General features: G+C 63.2%; 14 protein-coding genes and 4 pseudogenes. 12 read left to right on the forward strand and 6 right to left on the reverse strand.

Annotated features, from left to right (window positions below; all coding sequences use genetic code 11):
• Positions 1 to 130 precede the first annotated feature (130 nt).
• The 5 genes and pseudogenes from FS320_RS24880 to FS320_RS24900 form a co-directional block, all read right to left on the reverse strand.
• A pseudogene (locus FS320_RS24880) lies at positions 131 to 352 on the reverse strand (N5,N10-methylene tetrahydromethanopterin reductase); the annotation flags it as partial.
• A 42-nt stretch (positions 353 to 394) separates the two neighbouring features.
• Positions 395 to 967, reverse strand: coding sequence for a HupE/UreJ family protein (locus FS320_RS24885; protein ID WP_152714597.1), 573 nt, complete (start codon positions 965 to 967; stop codon positions 395 to 397).
• A gap of 107 nt (positions 968 to 1,074) precedes the next feature.
• Positions 1,075 to 1,581: a cupin domain-containing protein gene (locus FS320_RS24890; protein WP_152714598.1), complete on the reverse strand. Its 507-nt coding sequence runs from the start codon at positions 1,579 to 1,581 to the stop codon at positions 1,075 to 1,077.
• 105 nt (positions 1,582 to 1,686) lie between these two features.
• Positions 1,687 to 2,646: an ABC transporter substrate-binding protein gene (locus tag FS320_RS24895; protein WP_152714599.1), complete on the reverse strand. Its 960-nt coding sequence runs from the start codon at positions 2,644 to 2,646 to the stop codon at positions 1,687 to 1,689.
• Between the two features lie 12 nt (positions 2,647 to 2,658).
• A pseudogene (locus FS320_RS24900) lies at positions 2,659 to 3,639 on the reverse strand (LLM class flavin-dependent oxidoreductase); the annotation flags it as partial.
• Positions 3,640 to 3,845: 206 nt separating this feature from the next.
• Between FS320_RS24900 and FS320_RS24905 the strand changes: the two are divergent.
• From FS320_RS24905 to FS320_RS50870, 12 genes and pseudogenes are all read left to right on the forward strand, one after another.
• Positions 3,846 to 5,222 (forward strand): 3-isopropylmalate dehydratase large subunit, encoded by a 1,377-nt coding sequence (locus FS320_RS24905; RefSeq protein WP_202882893.1) that lies wholly within the window; start codon positions 3,846 to 3,848, stop codon positions 5,220 to 5,222.
• Complete coding sequence (locus tag FS320_RS24910) at positions 5,219 to 6,379, forward strand: isovaleryl-CoA dehydrogenase (RefSeq protein ID WP_152714601.1); 1,161 nt, start codon at positions 5,219 to 5,221, stop codon at positions 6,377 to 6,379. The genes FS320_RS24905 and FS320_RS24910 overlap by 4 nt, the downstream gene beginning before the upstream one ends.
• Positions 6,379 to 7,986, forward strand: coding sequence for a carboxyl transferase domain-containing protein (locus FS320_RS24915; RefSeq protein WP_152714602.1), 1,608 nt, complete (start codon positions 6,379 to 6,381; stop codon positions 7,984 to 7,986). The genes FS320_RS24910 and FS320_RS24915 overlap by 1 nt, the downstream gene beginning before the upstream one ends.
• Positions 7,987 to 8,000: 14 nt before the next feature.
• The gene (locus FS320_RS24920) at positions 8,001 to 8,798 is read left to right on the forward strand and encodes an enoyl-CoA hydratase-related protein (RefSeq protein ID WP_162003220.1); all 798 of its coding nucleotides are present in this window, start codon (positions 8,001 to 8,003) and stop codon (positions 8,796 to 8,798) included.
• A 22-nt stretch (positions 8,799 to 8,820) separates the two neighbouring features.
• The gene (locus FS320_RS24925; protein ID WP_152714603.1) at positions 8,821 to 10,857 is read left to right on the forward strand and encodes an acetyl-CoA carboxylase biotin carboxylase subunit; all 2,037 of its coding nucleotides are present in this window, start codon (positions 8,821 to 8,823) and stop codon (positions 10,855 to 10,857) included.
• Positions 10,858 to 10,880: 23 nt separating this feature from the next.
• Positions 10,881 to 11,762, forward strand: a pseudogene (locus FS320_RS24930) (hydroxymethylglutaryl-CoA lyase); the annotation flags it as partial.
• Between the two features lie 40 nt (positions 11,763 to 11,802).
• Positions 11,803 to 12,552: an electron transfer flavoprotein subunit beta/FixA family protein gene (locus FS320_RS24935; RefSeq protein WP_152714604.1), complete on the forward strand. Its 750-nt coding sequence runs from the start codon at positions 11,803 to 11,805 to the stop codon at positions 12,550 to 12,552.
• A gap of 15 nt (positions 12,553 to 12,567) precedes the next feature.
• Complete coding sequence (locus tag FS320_RS24940; RefSeq protein ID WP_152714605.1) at positions 12,568 to 13,509, forward strand: electron transfer flavoprotein subunit alpha/FixB family protein; 942 nt, start codon at positions 12,568 to 12,570, stop codon at positions 13,507 to 13,509.
• A 109-nt stretch (positions 13,510 to 13,618) separates the two neighbouring features.
• Complete coding sequence (locus FS320_RS24945) at positions 13,619 to 14,287, forward strand: tripartite tricarboxylate transporter TctB family protein (RefSeq protein WP_152714606.1); 669 nt, start codon at positions 13,619 to 13,621, stop codon at positions 14,285 to 14,287.
• Positions 14,287 to 15,792 (forward strand): tripartite tricarboxylate transporter permease, encoded by a 1,506-nt coding sequence (locus FS320_RS24950; protein ID WP_152714607.1) that lies wholly within the window; start codon positions 14,287 to 14,289, stop codon positions 15,790 to 15,792. The genes FS320_RS24945 and FS320_RS24950 overlap by 1 nt, the downstream gene beginning before the upstream one ends.
• Positions 15,793 to 15,920: 128 nt before the next feature.
• Complete coding sequence (locus tag FS320_RS24955) at positions 15,921 to 16,502, forward strand: biotin transporter BioY (protein ID WP_152714608.1); 582 nt, start codon at positions 15,921 to 15,923, stop codon at positions 16,500 to 16,502.
• Between the two features lie 89 nt (positions 16,503 to 16,591).
• A pseudogene (locus FS320_RS50870) lies at positions 16,592 to 16,819 on the forward strand (DUF1284 domain-containing protein); the annotation flags it as partial.
• A 285-nt stretch (positions 16,820 to 17,104) separates the two neighbouring features.
• Here FS320_RS50870 and FS320_RS24965 read toward each other — a convergent pair.
• Positions 17,105 to 17,280, reverse strand: a 176-nt coding sequence (locus FS320_RS24965) for a transposase (protein ID WP_192926244.1), incomplete at its 5' end; no start/stop codon positions are given.

Raw genomic sequence — 17,280 nt, forward strand, 5'->3', positions numbered from 1 at the left:
TGCGGATGAAGGGAGTGCATCACGTCCTCCTGCGGTGAGAAGCTCGGCGTCGCAGGCCGTCAAAGCGCCAAGTGTACTCCTCAATGGCGTAACGCACCCGATCCCAACAACGTTCCGCCACCAAACAGGTAATTGATGGATCTGGGCTGCCCTTGAAGACGTCATAGACCCCGACGATGTCAGCGAGAAAGATCCCGTCGAACTTTCCCCGTTCGGCTGTGCGTGCGAGATCCTGCCAGTATTCGAGCGTGTTGTAGGCTGTCGACCGATCCCGCGGGTGAGCCCACATGCCCTGCTGGATATGGCCGACGCAGTTCATGTCGAAGGCGTTGAGCCGGATCTGCTTTGTCATTCTGAGGCACCTTTGCAACAGCTGGAGAATGATCGTCTGCCCTCAAACGAAGAACAGAGCCATCCCGGCCAGGGCGACGCCACCGCCAAAGATTCGGCTCATGGCCGGCACTTTCCGGACAGTGCTTTGCAGCCCGAGCCCGCAGCCGAGAAGGAGCGCGCTGGCAAGCAGGAACCCAGCCCCATAGTCGATGGCGCTCACCGCTGGTGCGATCTCAGCACCATGCGCATAGCCATGGAATATTCCGAAGATCCCGCAGGCGCCAGCGGCAAGAATGAGGGACGGTTGCAGGTTGAGCAGCACGGCAAGCCCCAGCCCCAGAACCGATGCAGTGATCCCAAGTTCGATCATCGGGAGCTCGGATCCGATCAGGGCAGCCCAGAAGCCAAGCGCCATGGCACCCAGGAAGCTGGCTGGTAGTCCGATGATCGCCCGTCGCCCAAGACTCCCAGCCCAGAGACCAACTGCGGTTATGGCCAGCACATGATCGAGCCCACTGAGGGGATGGGCAAACCCGGACACAAAGCCGGTGGCCGCGCCATGACCGGTATGGGCCCATGCTTCAGAGGATGACAAAGCTGCGAGCACGAGCGCAGGGAGGACGTATCGTTTCATACTGAATCCAATTAGCGGGAATGTATATGGGGGCTGGCGCGCCGCGAGCGGGCGTTGGGACAGACCAGCGGAATAAGTTCAGGTGCCGTACGACCGGCGGTTGGTCGTTACGGATGCTTGTGAATGGGGTCGACCCAGTACACTTCTTCAGGCTGCTCGACCGGATCGACATCGGTGATGTTCACCACCACCGCCTCGTTGTCCGAGCGCACAAGCACGCATTCCAGCGGCTCGTCCGGGCTGGCATTGATCTCTTGGTGCGGAACGAAGGGCGGGACATAGATGAAGTCGCCAGGCCCGGCCTCGGCCACATACTCGAGGTGATCGCCCCACCGCATGCGCGCCTTGCCGCGCACAACATAGATCACACTCTCCAATTCGCCGTGATGATGAACGCCTGTCTTGGCATTCGGCTGGATCGAGACAGTCCCCGCCCAGATCTTCTGAGCACCCACACGCGCGTGATTGATCGCGGCCTGACGGAACATCCCGGGCGTCTGGGCGGTGTTGGCGTCGAGCTGGTCGCCCTTGATGACACGGACGCCCTCGTGCTTCCAGTGCTCGTGCTCGTGGTGGGAGTGATCATCATGTTCGTGGTGGTGATCTGCGCTCATGGGACTTTGACTCAAAGTGGTTTGGTAGACGGGCAAGCCCCAGCCTCTGATCCCAGGCCGGGGCTGATGGATCGTTGTGCGACAAACGGGAGCTTGGGGTCGCCGCTACCGCGCCGCAGCTTCCTGAGTTCCACTGAGCACCGCCGCATTGAACGACGGGTCGAGCACATCGGCGGCCTTGAGAGGCTTCGGGATCAGGCCATTGCGGACATAGAGGTCGATGGTCCGTTGCTCGGCTGCGACAACCTCGGCATCGATCGGCACCGGACGGGCATTCGCTCCGGAGAACCAGCGCAGCGGGATCTCCTTCGGCAAGCCGATGAGTTTCGCCCAGGTGCCAGCGTAGGCATCGCGGTTGGCTGACTCCCACACACGTGCCTTGGCAAGTCGGCGGACAAAGTCCTCAAGCTCGGTGCGCTTGGTGCGGATCGCCTCGACGTGGGCGGCCTGGAATCCGAGCCCGGGCGTGATGCCCTGCCCGTCACGCACGATCCGGGCTTCGCCTGAGAGCACCAGCTGCGACGTGTACGGCTCCCAGGTCGACCAGGCATCCAGGCTGCCGCTGGTCAGCGCCGCCTTGGCCTCCGCTGGCAGGAGAAAGCTAAGGGTCACGTCGCCCTTGGCCAGTTTGGTGTCTTCCAAGGCGGCGAGCACCAGCTGGTGGCCAACCGAGCCACGGCCAGTGCCGATGCGCTTGCCTTTGAGATCGGCAAAGGTTTTTACGGGAGAGTCGGGGCGCACCAGAACGGCAAGACCACCCTGGTCAGATCGGGTTGCCAGGATCGCCTTGATCGGAGCGCCAGAGGCCGCCGCGAAGGTGAAGGGCGCATCACCCACGATCCCGGTATCGATGGCTTCGGCGTTGAGGGCCTCCAGCAACGGGGCTGCAGCCGGGAACTCGCTCCACTCGATCTTGTAGGGCAGGTCCTTGAGCACGCCGGCGGCTTCCATGAGGGCGCGGGAGCCTCCGCGCTGGTCGCCCACCTTCAGAACGGTCTCGGCCCAGGCGGGCGCCCACGACAGGGCAAGAGCGGCGGCAGCAGCCAGAAGGGATATGCGTTTCATGGGAGGTCTCCTTTATTCGGCTGCGACGGCGCGCTGGCTCGACCGCTCGGTGAGCAGGCGGCGGAAGGCGGGGATCAGTTCGCGGCCGTACTGTACGGCGTCCTCGAGAGGCTCGAAGCCCCGGATGAGGAAGGTGGTGACACCGAGATCGTGGTAGTCGAGCAGCGCATCGGCGACCTGATCGGCTGTGCCAACGAGGGCCGTCGAGTTGCCCTGTGCGCCGGTGACGGCTGCAATGGCCGTATAGAGCCGCTTGTCGAGCCGATCACCCTGGGCGGCTGCGGCGAGCAGCCGGCGTGCCCCTTCGTTCGGCGGCGGTGCAGCCGCACCCAGCCCCTTGGCCGCCCGCACCGCTTTGATGCGCTCGAGAAGCGCTTCCGCCCGGGCCCAGGCGCGATCTTCCGTCTCGGCGAGGATCGGCCGGAAGGAGAGACTGAAGCGCACGTGGTGCTCGCGGCCGTGCCGGGCTGCGGCCGCGCGGACCCGGGCGATGGTCTCACGCACCTGGGCATGCGTCTCGCCCCAGAGGGCATAGACATCCGCGTGCTTGCCGGCAACCTCGATCGCAGCCTCGGACGAGCCACCAAAGTACACCGGCAGGTGCGGCCTCTGGATCGGCTTCACGGTCGAGAAGGCGCGCTCGAAACGGTAGTACTGCCCGGCATAGTCGAACGGTGTCTCGCTGGTCCAGGACGCCTTGACCACATCGAGATACTCGCTCGTTCGGGCATAGCGCTCGTCCTTGGTGAGGAAGTCGCCGTCCTGCCGGAGCTCCTGGTCATTGCCGCCGGTGATGATGTGAACCCCGGCCCGACCGTTGGTGAGATGATCGAGGGTCGCCAACTGCCGGGCAGCCACCGTCGGGGCGGTGAACCCAGGCCGGTGCGCGATCATCAGGTTGATACGTTCGGTGACGGAGGCGGCATAGGCTGCAATGTGCTGGCTTTCGGGCGAGGTCGAGTGGAACGCGACAAGGAAACGGTCGAAGCCGCCGTATCGGCATCCTGACCACCACTGACTTCTCGATCCTTGATCGCATTGCTGCTCGCGAGGCGATCCCCTTAGAGGAGTTCCTCGTCGGCCGTGACGAGCTAACGCAGGAAATCATTCGTGCAGGTGGTCTCCTCCCGTACAGCAAGGCCCACCTCGCTGGTTCTCCAAACGCGTTTGCTCAGTCGAGAACGGCGGACACGCGCCGGTTGACCCTGATCGAGAAGATCATCGATCGTCGTAAGGTGTTCCCGCCCGGTCCAGTACGGCCGGGCGACGGCATATTCCTCCGAGCCGACTGGCGTTTCAGCCACGATTACTTCACCGGCATGTGTGCGCACATCATGCACCAGGCGTTCGGCGACGACGTCAGTCTCGAGCGCCCCGAGCAGATCATCGCGTTCCAGGATCATCTGGTCTTAGCGGACGAAAGCTATCCGCACGTCAAGAACGGGATGGTGCCTGCCGTCCGGGAGCTCCACGACGCTCACGACCACTTCTCATCCAAGTATCCCGTCCGCTCTCATGGGAAACTGCCGAACGAGCGTGGCGCGGAAGGCATATGCCACGCGATCCTTGCGGAGCAATACGCATTGCCCGGCCAGGTGATCATCGGGACGGACTCCCATACCCCGCACTCCGGATCGCTCGGCTGCCTCGCCTTCGGAGCGGGTGCCACTGACATCGCGAACAGCTGGGTGACTGGGCTCATCCGATGCCGAGTGCCTGACACAATCCGCGTCGAGTGCGTTGGGACTCTGCGCCCCGGGGTGGTCGCGCGGGACATCGTTCAGCACCTCCTCAAGACCGATCTCATCAAGAAAGGGCATGCCATCGGTGCAGCGTTCGAGTTTGCCGGACCGGCTGTCGAAGCCATGTCGATCGACGAGCGGGCGACGCTGACCAACATGGTCGCTGAGATGGGTGGCTTCACAGGTTTCGTGGCGCCCGACGAGACCACTCTGCAATACCTTCGTGAACGTCGCGGCTTCTCGCTCCAGCTTGAAGCCTGGATGCATTCGGATCCAGGGGCAAACTACAAGCACGTCATTCGCATCGAATGCGACACGCTTGCCCCGCTCGTAGCCTCGCCCGGGGACCCGGGCAACTCCATGCCCGTGGATGAGCTGGAAGAGCATGTTCCGGTCGACATTGCGTTTGGGGGCTCCTGTACGTCCGCCAAACGGGAGGACTTCGACTTTTACCATGAGGTGCTGAAGTGGGGGCTGGATCACGGTCTGCGAGTGCCGGACGGCACCCGACTGGTCTTGCAGTTCAGCACCCTCGACGTCCGCGAGTACTGCCGGTCCAAAGGGTATCTTGAGACGTTTAAGGCCGTCGGCGCGGAGGTGGTCTCGCCCGGCTGCGGCGCGTGCAACAACTGCGGCCCGGGCCAGACCACGCGTGAGGACCAGGTCAGCATCACGTCCATCAATCGCAACTTCCCTGGTCGGTCGGGGCCCGGCAAAGCGTGGCTTGCCAGCCCCTATACCGTGGCCGCGAGTGCTCTGGCCGGTCACGTCACCAGTTTTGACGCCCTTCGAAAGTCAACACAACCCTCCCCTTCAGCAGGAGCTCAGACATGACGTCCTCCCTTAACTTTGAGCTCGGCGAGACGCTCGACATGCTGCGCGACACCGTTCGTGCGTTCGCAGCCGACGAGATCGCCCCCCGGGCCGCCGCGATCGATCATGAGAACGTGTTTCCGGCGGATCTCTGGCGCAAGTTCGGTGATCTCGGCCTCTTGGGCATCACCGTCGACGAGGAATATGGCGGGGCTGGACTTGGCTACCTCGCCCATGTTGTGGCGATGGAGGAGATCTCCCGGGCATCCGCCTCCGTCGGGCTGTCCTACGGCGCCCATTCCAACCTGTGCGTAAATCAGATCCGGCGCAACGCGAACGACGATCAGAAGCGGCGGTACCTGTCCAAGCTGGTCACCGGCGAGTATGTCGGCGCCCTCGCCATGAGCGAGCCCGGCTCCGGCTCGGATGTCGTGTCGATGCGCACGCGGGCTGACAAGAAGAGTGACCGCTACGTGCTCAACGGCAGCAAGATGTGGATCACCAACGGCCCGGATGCGGACGTGCTGGTGGTGTATGCCAAGACCGATCCGGACGCTGGTCCGCGCGGCATCACGGCCTTCCTGATCGAAAAAGGCCTCAAAGGCTTCTCGACGGCCCAGAAGCTCGACAAGCTCGGAATGCGCGGCTCAAATACCTGCGAACTCGTGTTCGAAGACTGTGAAGTCCCGGAAGAGAACGTCCTTGGACAGATCAATGGCGGTGTGCGCGTCCTGATGTCCGGGCTCGACTACGAGCGCGTGGTGCTGTCGGGAGGCTCGCTCGGCATCATGCAGGCGTGCCTGGATACGGTTCTGCCGTACGTCCATGAGCGCAAGCAGTTCGGCCAGCCGATCGGCGAGTTCCAGCTCATGCAGGCGAAGCTGGCCGACATGTACGTCGGCATGAATGCCGCACGGGCTTACGTCTATGCCGTGGCGAAGGCCTGCGACCGCGGCGAGACGACCCGAAAGGACGCTGCAGGCGCGATCCTGTTCGCGGCCGAGAAAGCCACGTGGATGGCGGGCGAGGCCATCCAGGCTCTCGGCGGGAACGGCTACATCAACGAGTTTCCGACAGGGCGGCTGTGGCGCGACGCGAAGCTTTACGAGATCGGAGCGGGCACCAGCGAGATCCGGCGCATGCTGATCGGGCGCGAGCTGTTTGCGGAGACGCGCTGATGTCAACGATCAAGTCCAGCATTAATCCGCGAGGCGAGGAGTTTCTCGCCAACGCCGCCTCTGCTCGAGATCTCATCGACGACCTGCGCCAGACCGTGGCGCAGGTCGGGCGCGGCGGGTCGAACGACGCCCGCACCCGGCACCTTGCACGGGGCAAGCTGCTCGCCCGCGACCGCGTCAACGCCCTCCTCGATCCGGGAACGCCGTTCCTCGAGCTGTCGCAGCTTGCCGCCCACGGCATGTACGGGGGTGACGTGCCCTCGGCCGGCGTGGTGACCGGAATCGGTCGGGTCTCCGGACAGGAGTGCATGATCGTTGCGAATGATGCCACCGTGAAGGGTGGCACCTACTACCCGATGACGGTGAAGAAGCATTTGCGGGCGCAGGAGATTGCGGAAGCCAATGCCCTGCCCTGCATCTATCTCGTCGACTCTGGCGGCGCGTTCCTGCCGCTCCAGGACGAGGTATTCCCTGACCGCGACCATTTTGGCCGGATCTTCTACAACCAGGCCAATATGTCCGGGAAAGGCATCCCGCAGATCGCCGTAGTCATGGGCTCGTGCACGGCGGGCGGCGCCTACGTGCCGGCGATGTCCGATGAGACCATCATTGTCAAGAACCAGGGTACGATCTTTCTTGGCGGCCCTCCCCTCGTGAAGGCTGCGACCGGCGAGGAGGTCAGCGCCGAAGATCTCGGCGGAGCTGATGTGCACACCCGCCTCTCCGGCGTGGCCGACCATTTTGCCGAGAACGACAGCCACGCCCTGTTCCTCGCCCGCCAGGCCGTGTCGAACCTCGCCCGCACCAAGCCGATCGGGCTTAAGCTCGAGGCTCCGGAGGAGCCGTTGTACGACCCGGAGGAGATCTATGGGATCATTCCCAAGGACACCCGCAAGCCGTACGACGTGCGCGAAGTGATCGCCCGCTTGGTCGACGGCAGCCGCTTCGACGAGTTCAAGGCGCGGTACGGCACCACCCTCGTGACCGGCTTCGCCCACATCTATGGCTATCCGGTCGGTATCGTCGCGAACAACGGCATTCTCTTCGGCGAGTCCGCCCAAAAGGGCGCCCATTTCGTGGAGCTGTGCTCGCAGCGCGGCATCCCGCTCATCTTCCTGCAGAACATCACCGGCTTCATGGTGGGGCGCCGCTACGAGAACGCCGGGATCGCGAAGGACGGCGCGAAGATGGTCACCGCCGTGGCCTGTACCCGCGTACCCAAGTTCACGGTCCTGATCGGCGGATCCTTCGGCGCCGGCAACTACGGAATGTGCGGGCGCGCCTACAGTCCGCGGTTCCTCTGGATGTGGCCGAATGCCCGGATCTCCGTGATGGGCGGCGAGCAGGCCGCCAGCGTCCTTGCAACGGTGCGCCGCGACGGCCTGGAGGCCCAAGGCAAGAGCTGGTCGGCCGACGACGAGGAAAGCTTCAAGGCGCCAGTCCGGGACCAGTATGAGATGCAGGGCCACCCCTACTACGCCACGGCCCGGTTGTGGGACGACGGCGTCATCGATCCGGCGGATACCCGACGGGTCCTCGCCCTTGGCATTTCGGCGGCGCTGAACGCCCCGATCGACAAGACCAACTTTGGCATATTCCGGATGTAAAGAGGGAGCGGCAAGTGTACGAGACGCTCGAAGTTACCCGAAACGAAGGTGTCGCGACGGTCTGGATGAACCGTCCGAGCCTGCACAACGCGTTCAATGACACGGTCATCTGGGAGCTGACGGCCGCGTTTGAGGCTTTAGATCGCGACGACACAGTGAGGGTCGTCGTACTGGCTGGGCGCGGCAAGAGCTTCTCGGCCGGTGCCGATCTCAATTGGATGAAGCGGGCTGCGGAGTACTCCGTCGATCAGAACCTCACCGATGCGCGGGCCCTCGCGAGGATGTTACGCACCCTGGCCTTTCTCTCCAAGCCCACGGTTGCCCGTGTGCATGGCCCCGCAATCGCCGGCGGGATGGGGCTCGTGTCGGCCTGCGATATCGCAGTCGCCTCCTCAGACGTGGTGTTTGCCACGTCCGAGGTGAAGCTCGGCATCATTCCCTCGGCGATCGGCCCCTATGTGATAGCGGCCATCGGGGAGCGCCAGGCCCGCCGCTACTTCCTGAGCGCGGAACGCATTTCGGCACAGCGGGCGCTCGATCTCGGTCTGATCCACGAACTGGCTGCACCTGACGCGTTGGACAGCAAGATCCGGGAGATCGTCGATGCGCTGCTCCTTGGTGGGCCCAAGTCCCAGGCGGCCGCCAAGGACCTTGTTCGCGCCGTGGCGAACACACCGGTGACGGACGCCGTGGTCGAGGACACGGCTCAACGGATCGCCAGCATCCGTGCCACGCCGGAAGGCCAGGAGGGCATCGGTGCTTTCCTGGAGAAGCGGCCGGCCGCCTGGGTGCGGGCTGAGACCGTCAGCTAAGTCGGCGGGAGGAGTGACGCCAATGTTCACCAAAGTTCTCATCGCCAATCGGGGCGAGATCGCATGCAGGGTCATCAAGACGTGCCGGAGATTGGGCATCCGGACGGTCGCCGTCTATTCGGAGGCTGATGCAGGCGCGCGTCATGTGCGTATGGCTGACGAGGCCGTTCTGATTGGCCCTCCCCCGGCGCGTGAAAGCTACTTGCGGATCGAAGCCATCCTGGATGCCGTACGGCAGACCGGAGCCGAGGCTGTCCATCCCGGCTATGGGTTCTTGTCGGAAAACGAGGACTTCGCCTCGGCGCTTGCCGAGAGCGGCGTCACCTTCATCGGACCGCCGGTCGACGCAATCCGCGCCATGGGATCGAAATCGGCCGCGAAGCAGCTGATGGAGAAGGCGCAGGTGCCCCTGGTCCCGGGGTATCACGGCGACAACCAGGATCCGGCCTTCCTGCAGCAGCAGGCCGATGCGATCGGCTATCCGGTGCTGATCAAGGCCAGTGCCGGCGGCGGTGGCAAGGGCATGCGCATCGTGAACGACAGTTCCGAGTTCGCGGCGGCCCTGTCCTCATGCCAGCGCGAGGCGAAGTCGAGCTTTGGCGACGACCATGTGCTGGTGGAGAAGTACCTCGTCCGCCCGAGACACATCGAAATCCAGGTCTTCGCCGACACTCAGGGCAACGTGGTGCATTTGTTCGAACGGGATTGCTCCGTCCAACGGCGACACCAGAAGGTGCTGGAGGAGGCGCCGGCTCCCGGGATGACCCTGGAGCGGCGTGCCCAGATGGGCAAAGCCGCCTGCGACGCCGCCCGCGCCGTCGGGTACGTCGGTGCGGGGACGGTCGAGTTCATCGCATCTCAGGACGGCACATTCTACTTCATGGAGATGAACACCCGTCTTCAGGTCGAGCATCCCGTCACGGAGATGATCACGGGGCAGGATCTCGTGGAGTGGCAGTTACGGGTCGCAGCTGGCGAGACGCTGCCGTTGGCACAGGAACAGCTTTCGATCCGCGGTCATGCTCTGGAAGCACGGATCTATGCCGAGGATGCGGCCAAGGGCTTTCTCCCTTCGACCGGGCGGCTCATCCACCTCGACCCACCGGTCGAGACCTTGAACGTCAGGGTGGACAGCGGCGTCGAGCAAGGGGATGAGATCACGCCCTACTACGACCCCATGATCGCCAAGCTCATCGTGTGGGACGAGGACCGGGACCGCGCCAACGCACGCATGCTCAACGCTTTGGCGCACTATCGCGTGGCCGGCGTCGCCAACAATGTTGAATTCCTCTCCCGGCTCGTGGTTTGTCCGGCTTTCACGACCGCTGACCTGGACACAGGGCTGATCGAACGTGAGCGGGACTTCCTGTTCCCCCACCAAGAGGCGGTTCCGAACGAGGTTTATGCCCTCGCGACGCTGGCCGAGCTCCTGCGTGAAGCCCAAGAGGCAGCATCGGGCGCGTCCGTCCACGAGGATCCGCACTCTCCATGGCATCGCCGGGACGGCTGGCGCCTCAACTCCGGATTCACGCGGAGCGTGAAGCTCCGTGCCGGAGACGATGAGAGAACCATCCATGTCACGTATGCGCCAGTAGGATTGTATGTCCTCGATCTCGACGGCCGCTCGGTGGAGGTGCGGGGACTGCTGAGTGCCGATGGAGCACTGCGCGCCGAACTCGGTGGCAGGCGCCTGTCCGCCACCGTGATCGTCGCCGAGGAGAAGCGGCACGTGTTCGTCGATGGACGAAGCTATCTCCTTTCAGCTGTCGATCCCCTCTACCTGCCGGGAAGTGGCACAGGTCCGGACAACCGGCTGACCGCGCCGATGCCCGGCAGGATCGTCGCCCTGTTGGCTGAGCCCGGTCAGGTCCAAGAGGGAACGCCGCTGCTCATCATGGAAGCCATGAAGATGGAACACACCATCCGGGCTCCCAGCGCAGGAACCCTTAAAGCCTTCCGCCATGGTGTCGGCGATCAGGTTTCCGAAGGCTCTGAATTGGTCGACTTCGAAGCGGAGGCCACCGCACGCGAGGTCAAACTTGAACCGGACGCAGTCTGATGAGCGGCGGAGCAAAGGGTACGATGAACCAGGTCTCGCTTCCCCAGAGTGTGAGGATCGTTGAAGTTGGGCCGAGAGACGGCTTGCAGAACGAGCCTCGCCCCGTCACCACGGCCGACAAGCTGACGCTGATTGACATGCTGTCTGACGCAGGCCTCCGATCCATTGAGGCGAGCGCGTTCGTGTCGCCCAAGTGGGTTCCTCAAATGGCGGACCATGTGGACGTCCTGCGCGGGATCAATCGACGTCCTGGCATGACCTACCCGGTGCTGGTGCCGAATATGAAAGGGTTCGAGGCGGCCGTGGATGCGGGCGCCGAGGAGGTCGCAGTGTTCGGCTCGGCTTCTGAGACCTTCTCGCAGAAGAATATCAACTGCTCGATTGCGGAGAGCCTCGAACGCTTCAGGCCGGTCCTGGAGGCGGCCCAGCAAAGACGGGTCCAGGTGCGCGGGTATGTATCGTGCGTCACACACTGTCCGTATGAAGGTCTCATCGATCCGGACGCTGCCGCTCGGGTCGCGCAGACCCTCTATGAGATGGGCTGCTACGAGGTCTCACTCGCCGATACGATCGGGGCTGCAACATCCCGTCAGATCAAAGCGATGTTGGAGCGCGCCATGAGGCACGTCCCTGTCGAGCACCTGGCCGGCCACTACCACGACACTTACGGGCAGGCCATTGCGAATGTCTTCGCCTCGTTGGAGATGGGCGTCTCTGTGTTCGACAGTTCAGTTGGCGGTCTTGGTGGTTGCCCCTATGCCAAAGGTGCCACAGGCAATATAGCAACGGAAGACGTCGTGTACCTTCTGCAAGGTCTCGACATCGACCCTGGCATCGATCTTCAGAAGCTGATCGCGGCAGGTGAGTTCATCTGCACGTCTCTTGGAAAACGCACGAACTCCAAGGTGGCGTCGGCTCGGCCGACACTAAAAGGGATGGAAACCAATGAAGCTTCTTGTGTATGTGAAGCGGGTTGTGGACTACAACGTGAAGATCCGGGTGAAGCCGGACGGGTCGGGCGTGGAACTGGCCAACATCAAGATGTCCATGAATCCTTTCGACGAGATCGCCGTCGAGGAGGCCGTGCGCCTGAAGGAGCAGGGCAAAGCCACCGAGATCGTTGCCGTCTCCATCGGCCCGCAGCAGGCCGGCGAGACCATCCGCACCGCGCTGGCCATGGGCGCCGACCGCGGCATCCTGGTCAAGACCGACGTGACCGTCGAGCCGCTCGGCGTCGCCAAGATCCTGGCCAAGGTGGTCGAGCAGGAGAAGCCCGATCTCATCATCATGGGCAAGCAGGCCATCGACGACGATTCCAACCAGACCGGCCAGATGCTCGCCGCTCTCCTGGGCTGGCCGCAGGGCACCTTCGCGTTCAAGGTCAACGTCGGAGAAGGCTCCATCGACGTGACCCGTGAGGTCGACGGCGGCCTGCAGACGGTGGGCCTCAAGCTGCCCGCCATCGTGACCACGGACCTGCGCCTCAACGAGCCGCGCTATGCCAGCTTGCCCAACATCATGAAGGCCAAGAAGAAGCCCCTCGACGAGACCTCGCCTGAGACCCTTGGCGTCGACGTGTCCCCGCGCCTGAAGGTGGTGAAGACCGCCGAGCCCGGCGGCCGCAAGGCCGGCGTGAAGGTCGGCTCGGTCGCCGAACTGGTGCAGAAGCTCAAAGTCGAAGCCGGCGTGCTCTAAGGGAGAACAAGAACAATGACCACATTGCTGATCGCTGAGCACGACAACGCTCACCTCAAGGACGCCACCCACAAGGCGCTCTCCGCCGCTCAAGCGCTGGGCGCGCCCGTACACGTGCTGGTAGCCGGCTCCAACGCCCGCGCTGCCGCCGAAGCCGCCGCTAAGCTGGAAGGCGTGGAGAAGGTGCTGCTCGCCGAGGGCGCCGCTTACGAGCACCAACTCGCCGAGCCGACCGCGGCGCTGATCGTGTCGCTGGCCGGTTCCTATGACGCTCTGGTTGCGCCTGCCATCAGCAAGGGCAAGAACGTCATGCCGCGCGTGGCGGCCCTCCTCGACGTGATGCAGGTCTCCGACATCATCAAGGTGGTGTCGCCCGACACCTTCGAGCGGCCGATCTATGCCGGCAATGCGATCCAGACCGTGCAGGCCACCGACGCCAAGAAGGTGATCACCGTGCGCACCGCCGCCTTCCTGGCGGCCGGTGAAGGCGGCTCTGCTGCTATCGAGACGGTGAACGCTGCCGAGGATCCGGGCACATCGAGCTTCAAGGGCGAGGAGATCGCCCAGAACGACCGTCCCGAACTGACCTCCGCCCGGATCATCATCTCGGGCGGGCGCTCGCTCGGTTCGGCGGACGCCTTCAAGCAGTACATCGAACCGATCGCCGACACCCTCGGGGCGGCCATGGGCGCCTCGCGGGCTGCGGTCGATGCGGGTTATGCCCCCAACGACTGGCAGGTGGGCCAGACCGGCAAGGTGGTGGCGCCCGACCTCTACATCGCGGTCGGCATTTCGGGCGCCATTCAGCATCTGGCCGGCATGAAGGATTCCAAGGTGATCGTGGCGATCAACAAGGACGAAGAGGCTCCGATCTTCCAGGTGGCGGATTACGGCCTCGTCGGCGACCTCTTCCAGATCCTGCCGGAGCTCGAAAAGGAACTCACGAGAGCGGGATAACCGGTCGTCACGTTCGGCCGTCGTTCGAGACTAACGAGCAATGCTCCGCTTTCGCCCGCGCACGATCAGGCGTGAGCTCATCAAGTTCAGTTTCCGAAGGAGAAGGAACATGTCCACCCACGGAGGAGATGCCGGACACCATAGTCGAGGCGGGCCCGTTCGCTCGCCTCGAAGTCTTCTGGCTGGGCTGACACTCATCTCGCTCGCTGCATTGGCCTTGTGGCTGACGCGGGACCTGTCGCAAGGCACCTTGTATGCCATGGGTCCCGCTATGATGCCGCGCTGGCTGGCGATCGGTGTAGGACTAGGTGGACTGGCCCTCCTCATCAGTGCCTTCATACGGACAGGCGACCTTCTTGAACGCTGGAGCCTGCGTGGGCCGGCCTTCGTGATCCTCGCGATCCTCGCCTTCGCAACTACGATCCGGCCTTTCTCACTTGGATGGATCAGCACGCCAGGTCTTGGGCTGTTGTTTGCCGGGCCACTTGCCATTCTCATCTCCGGATATGCGAGCGACGAGGCGCGCTGGCTCGAGCTCCTGATTCTCGCTCTCGGGCTCACGGCGTTCTGCATGGAACTCTTCGGTGACATCCTGAACCTGCCGATTCCGCCGTTCCCGAACACCTTCCCCGAGTTGTTCCCGGCCGACTGGTCACAGAAGGCCGTGCTGCGGGCGACGGCCGCCATCCTAGCCTGTGCGGCAGTTATCCTCGTCATTCTTACCCGTCACCGTGCACCTGTGCGCGTAGATGTGGCTGACAATAGTGGGAGGATCTGATGGGCGACCTTATCTCCAATCTTTCCCTTGGCTTTTCCGTCGCGCTGGGCCTGCAAAACCTCGGGCTCGCTTTCCTCGGCTGTCTCGTCGGCACGCTGATCGGCGTTCTGCCAGGTGTCGGCGCGGTCGCTACCATTGCCATGCTGTTGCCGATTACCTTCGGGCTCGATCCAGTCGGTGCCCTGATCATGCTGGCCGGTATCTATTACGGCGCCCAGTACGGCGGCTCGACCACGGCGATCCTGGTCAACATTCCCGGTGAAGGCACGTCTGTTGTCACGGCGCTGGATGGCCACCAAATGGCACGCCAGGGCCGCGCCGGCGTGGCGCTCGGCATCGCGGCCATCGGCTCTTTCTTTGCCGGCACGGTGGCCACCCTTGTGATTGCGGCCTTGGGGGCTCCCCTGACGCGCCTTGCCCTGGTCTTCGGCCCAGCCGAGTACTTCTCGCTCATGGTCATGGGTTTGGTCTTCGCCATGGTGCTGGCACGTGGGTCGCTCCTGATGGCAGCAGCGATGATCCTGTTGGGCGTGCTGCTCTCCACGGTTGGCCTTGACCTCGAGACCGGCGAGGAACGCATGACGTTCGGGCTCCCGTTCCTGGCCGACGGCATCGACTTCGCAGTGCTGGCAATGGGCATCTTCGGCATCGCCGAGATCATGCGCAATCTCGACCATACCGAGCATCGCGACGTGGTGCGCCAGGCCATCGGCCGGCTGCTGCCGAACAAGGACGACTTCCGCCAGTCCTATAAGCCCATACTGCGCGGCACCCTGATTGGCGCGATCCTGGGCCTGCTGCCCGGTAACGGGGCAGTACTGGGTCCATTTGCGTCCTATACGCTGGAAAAGAAGATTGCCAAAAATCCCAAGCGCTTCGGCCTCGGCGCCATTGAGGGCGTGGCCGGGCCGGAATCGGCTAACAATGCCGGCGCCCAGACCTCGTTTATCCCGCTGCTGACACTCGGCATCCCGCCGAACGCCGTGATGGCCCTGATGGTCGGCGCGATGACCATCCATGGCATCATCCCAGGCCCGCAGGTGATGACCAAAAATCCAAACCTGTTCTGGGGCATGATCGCCTCCATGTGGGTCGGCAACCTGATGCTCCTGATCATCAATTTGCCCTTGATCGGCCTCTGGGTGCGGCTGTTGAAGGTGCCGTATCGGCTGATGTTCCCAGCAATCGTCATGTTCTGCTGCATCGGCATTTACTCGATCAACTCACTGCCGACTGACGTGATGTTCATCGGGTTCTTTGGGTTGGCTGGCTATGTCCTAATCAAGCTCGGCTTCGAGCCCGCCCCACTGCTTCTGGGCTTCGTTCTCGGTAAGCTGATGGAGGAGAATCTACGTCGTGCACTGATCATCTCCCGGGGGAACATGATGACGTTCCTGGAGCATCCGGTGAGCGCTGGCCTTCTTGTAGTCGCGCTGCTTCTCCTTGTCCTCGCGCTCCTGCTAGCGATTAGCAAAGGACGGGAGGAGGTGTTCGTCGAGGACTGAGGCACGTGTCTTCGCTAAGTTGCCTTCGGAGTAAAACACCTGCTGAATCAGCGAGAAAGATTACGAAACCGATCCCCACGGCGCGTTTGGGGCTGGCCATCACAATCAAGTTTTAGGAGGAGCCTGTAATGCAAAACCCACACACCGCTGCTGCCGCTGACGCGCAACCAGCCTTCGTTCCGCTCCGTTTCGATCGGAAATCACGCCTGTTCCAGGGTGGTGCCATCCTGCTTGGATCATTGTTCCTTGCAATCTGCTCTTGGATCAGTGTGCCCATGGTGCCGGTTCCAGTGACCATGCAGACGTTCGGCGTCCTTGTTTTGGGAGCAATGTGCGGATGGCGCCTCGCGCTTAGCGCCAGCCTCGTCTACTTGGCCGAAGGAGCACTCGGCCTGCCCGTTTTCGCTGGAGGTGCTGCTGGCGCTCACCATCTGCTCGGGCCGACGGGAGGATACCTGATTTCATTCCCCGTTGCTGCGGCACTCGTCGGCTACCTGGCGGAAAAAGGTTGGATGGCTGGACTTCTCCGCTCTGTCGGAGTGATGCTCCTGGGCCATGGATTGATCCTAACCCTAGGCACAGTGTACCTCGCGACCAAGATTGGGATGGATCATGCACTCGCCGTTGGTTTCGCACCGTTCGTGCTCGGCTCGGTTCTGAAGGCGGCACTTGCAGCTTCGATCATCGAAGCGGCCCGACGCCGTAGATAGCAGCGATGGGTGTTCACCTCCGGGCTCATCATCTGCTTTGCCTCCTGACCTTCGTTGGTCGGGACTACAATGTGGCGTTCACCGCTAATATGGAGCAGATCGTCGTGCGTCTGAGCTCGGGAGCGGACGACATCGTTCTCGTCGACGGCCTTGACGACCTTTGTGCCCCGCTAATGGGAACGGCAGTTCAAGACTGTCTCCTGGCAAGAGTCCTCTGTCGTGACGAGATGGCCGTCAAGAACATATCGAGCTACCTTGAATCTCAGATCTGCGCTGGTGCCGTGCTTCCAGCGCAAGTACTTGGTGAACTTCGATCCGCCTTCTCGGCTGGAACCATTCGTTCAGCCCGTGCCGATTGTCGTTGGGCAGATCTCGGCACCGCTGTCGCCGATGCGAAGTTCCCACAGGCTCATCTGTGCTTTCGGGATACGGCTAATAAACGCCATTAGCCGTTCCTATTCACCAGAGTTTGTTTCGGGGCCTATTTGGTAGCGCGGGCGTGCCGATCCGCTGCGTTTCTTTCACCGCGGCAAGGTCTGGAACGTGGGGAACGCGTTGGCAGGGACGGGATGGGATGACCGGGGCGATGGCAGCCCCGGCGCTCAGGGCGAGGCCGCCCGGGGCTGGGGTGCCAGAGCGCTCGCAAGACGCCGGACGAGATCCGCTTCCGGACAGCACGAGGCAAAGGCCAGTCGGATGCGGCTGGTGGTTTCCTGCACCCGCACGGCGATCTTGAGCAGGCGCAACCGCAGCGTTGCGAACTCCGCCCGGGCGAGAT

Origin of the sequence: Microvirga tunisiensis (genome assembly GCF_009296175.1) — a bacterium.
Taxonomy (GTDB): domain Bacteria; phylum Pseudomonadota; class Alphaproteobacteria; order Rhizobiales; family Beijerinckiaceae; genus Microvirga; species Microvirga tunisiensis.

What these genes read in the sequence shown, in the direction of transcription:
- FS320_RS24910 (WP_152714601.1), top strand. Translation starts at nt 5,219, where the DNA reads ATGACGTCCTCCCTTAACTTTGAGCTCGGCGAGACGCTCGACATGCTG.
- FS320_RS24925 (WP_152714603.1), top strand. Translation starts at nt 8,821, where the DNA reads ATGTTCACCAAAGTTCTCATCGCCAATCGGGGCGAGATCGCATGCAGG.
- FS320_RS24945 (WP_152714606.1), top strand. Translation starts at nt 13,619, where the DNA reads ATGTCCACCCACGGAGGAGATGCCGGACACCATAGTCGAGGCGGGCCC.
- FS320_RS24935 (WP_152714604.1), top strand. Translation starts at nt 11,803, where the DNA reads ATGAAGCTTCTTGTGTATGTGAAGCGGGTTGTGGACTACAACGTGAAG.
- FS320_RS24890 (WP_152714598.1), bottom strand. Translation starts at nt 1,581, where the DNA reads ATGAGCGCAGATCACCACCACGAACATGATGATCACTCCCACCACGAG.
- FS320_RS24895 (WP_152714599.1), bottom strand. Translation starts at nt 2,646, where the DNA reads ATGAAACGCATATCCCTTCTGGCTGCTGCCGCCGCTCTTGCCCTGTCG.
- FS320_RS24940 (WP_152714605.1), top strand. Translation starts at nt 12,568, where the DNA reads ATGACCACATTGCTGATCGCTGAGCACGACAACGCTCACCTCAAGGAC.
- FS320_RS24950 (WP_152714607.1), top strand. Translation starts at nt 14,287, where the DNA reads ATGGGCGACCTTATCTCCAATCTTTCCCTTGGCTTTTCCGTCGCGCTG.
- FS320_RS24915 (WP_152714602.1), top strand. Translation starts at nt 6,379, where the DNA reads ATGTCAACGATCAAGTCCAGCATTAATCCGCGAGGCGAGGAGTTTCTC.
- FS320_RS24885 (WP_152714597.1), bottom strand. Translation starts at nt 967, where the DNA reads ATGAAACGATACGTCCTCCCTGCGCTCGTGCTCGCAGCTTTGTCATCC.
- FS320_RS24955 (WP_152714608.1), top strand. Translation starts at nt 15,921, where the DNA reads ATGCAAAACCCACACACCGCTGCTGCCGCTGACGCGCAACCAGCCTTC.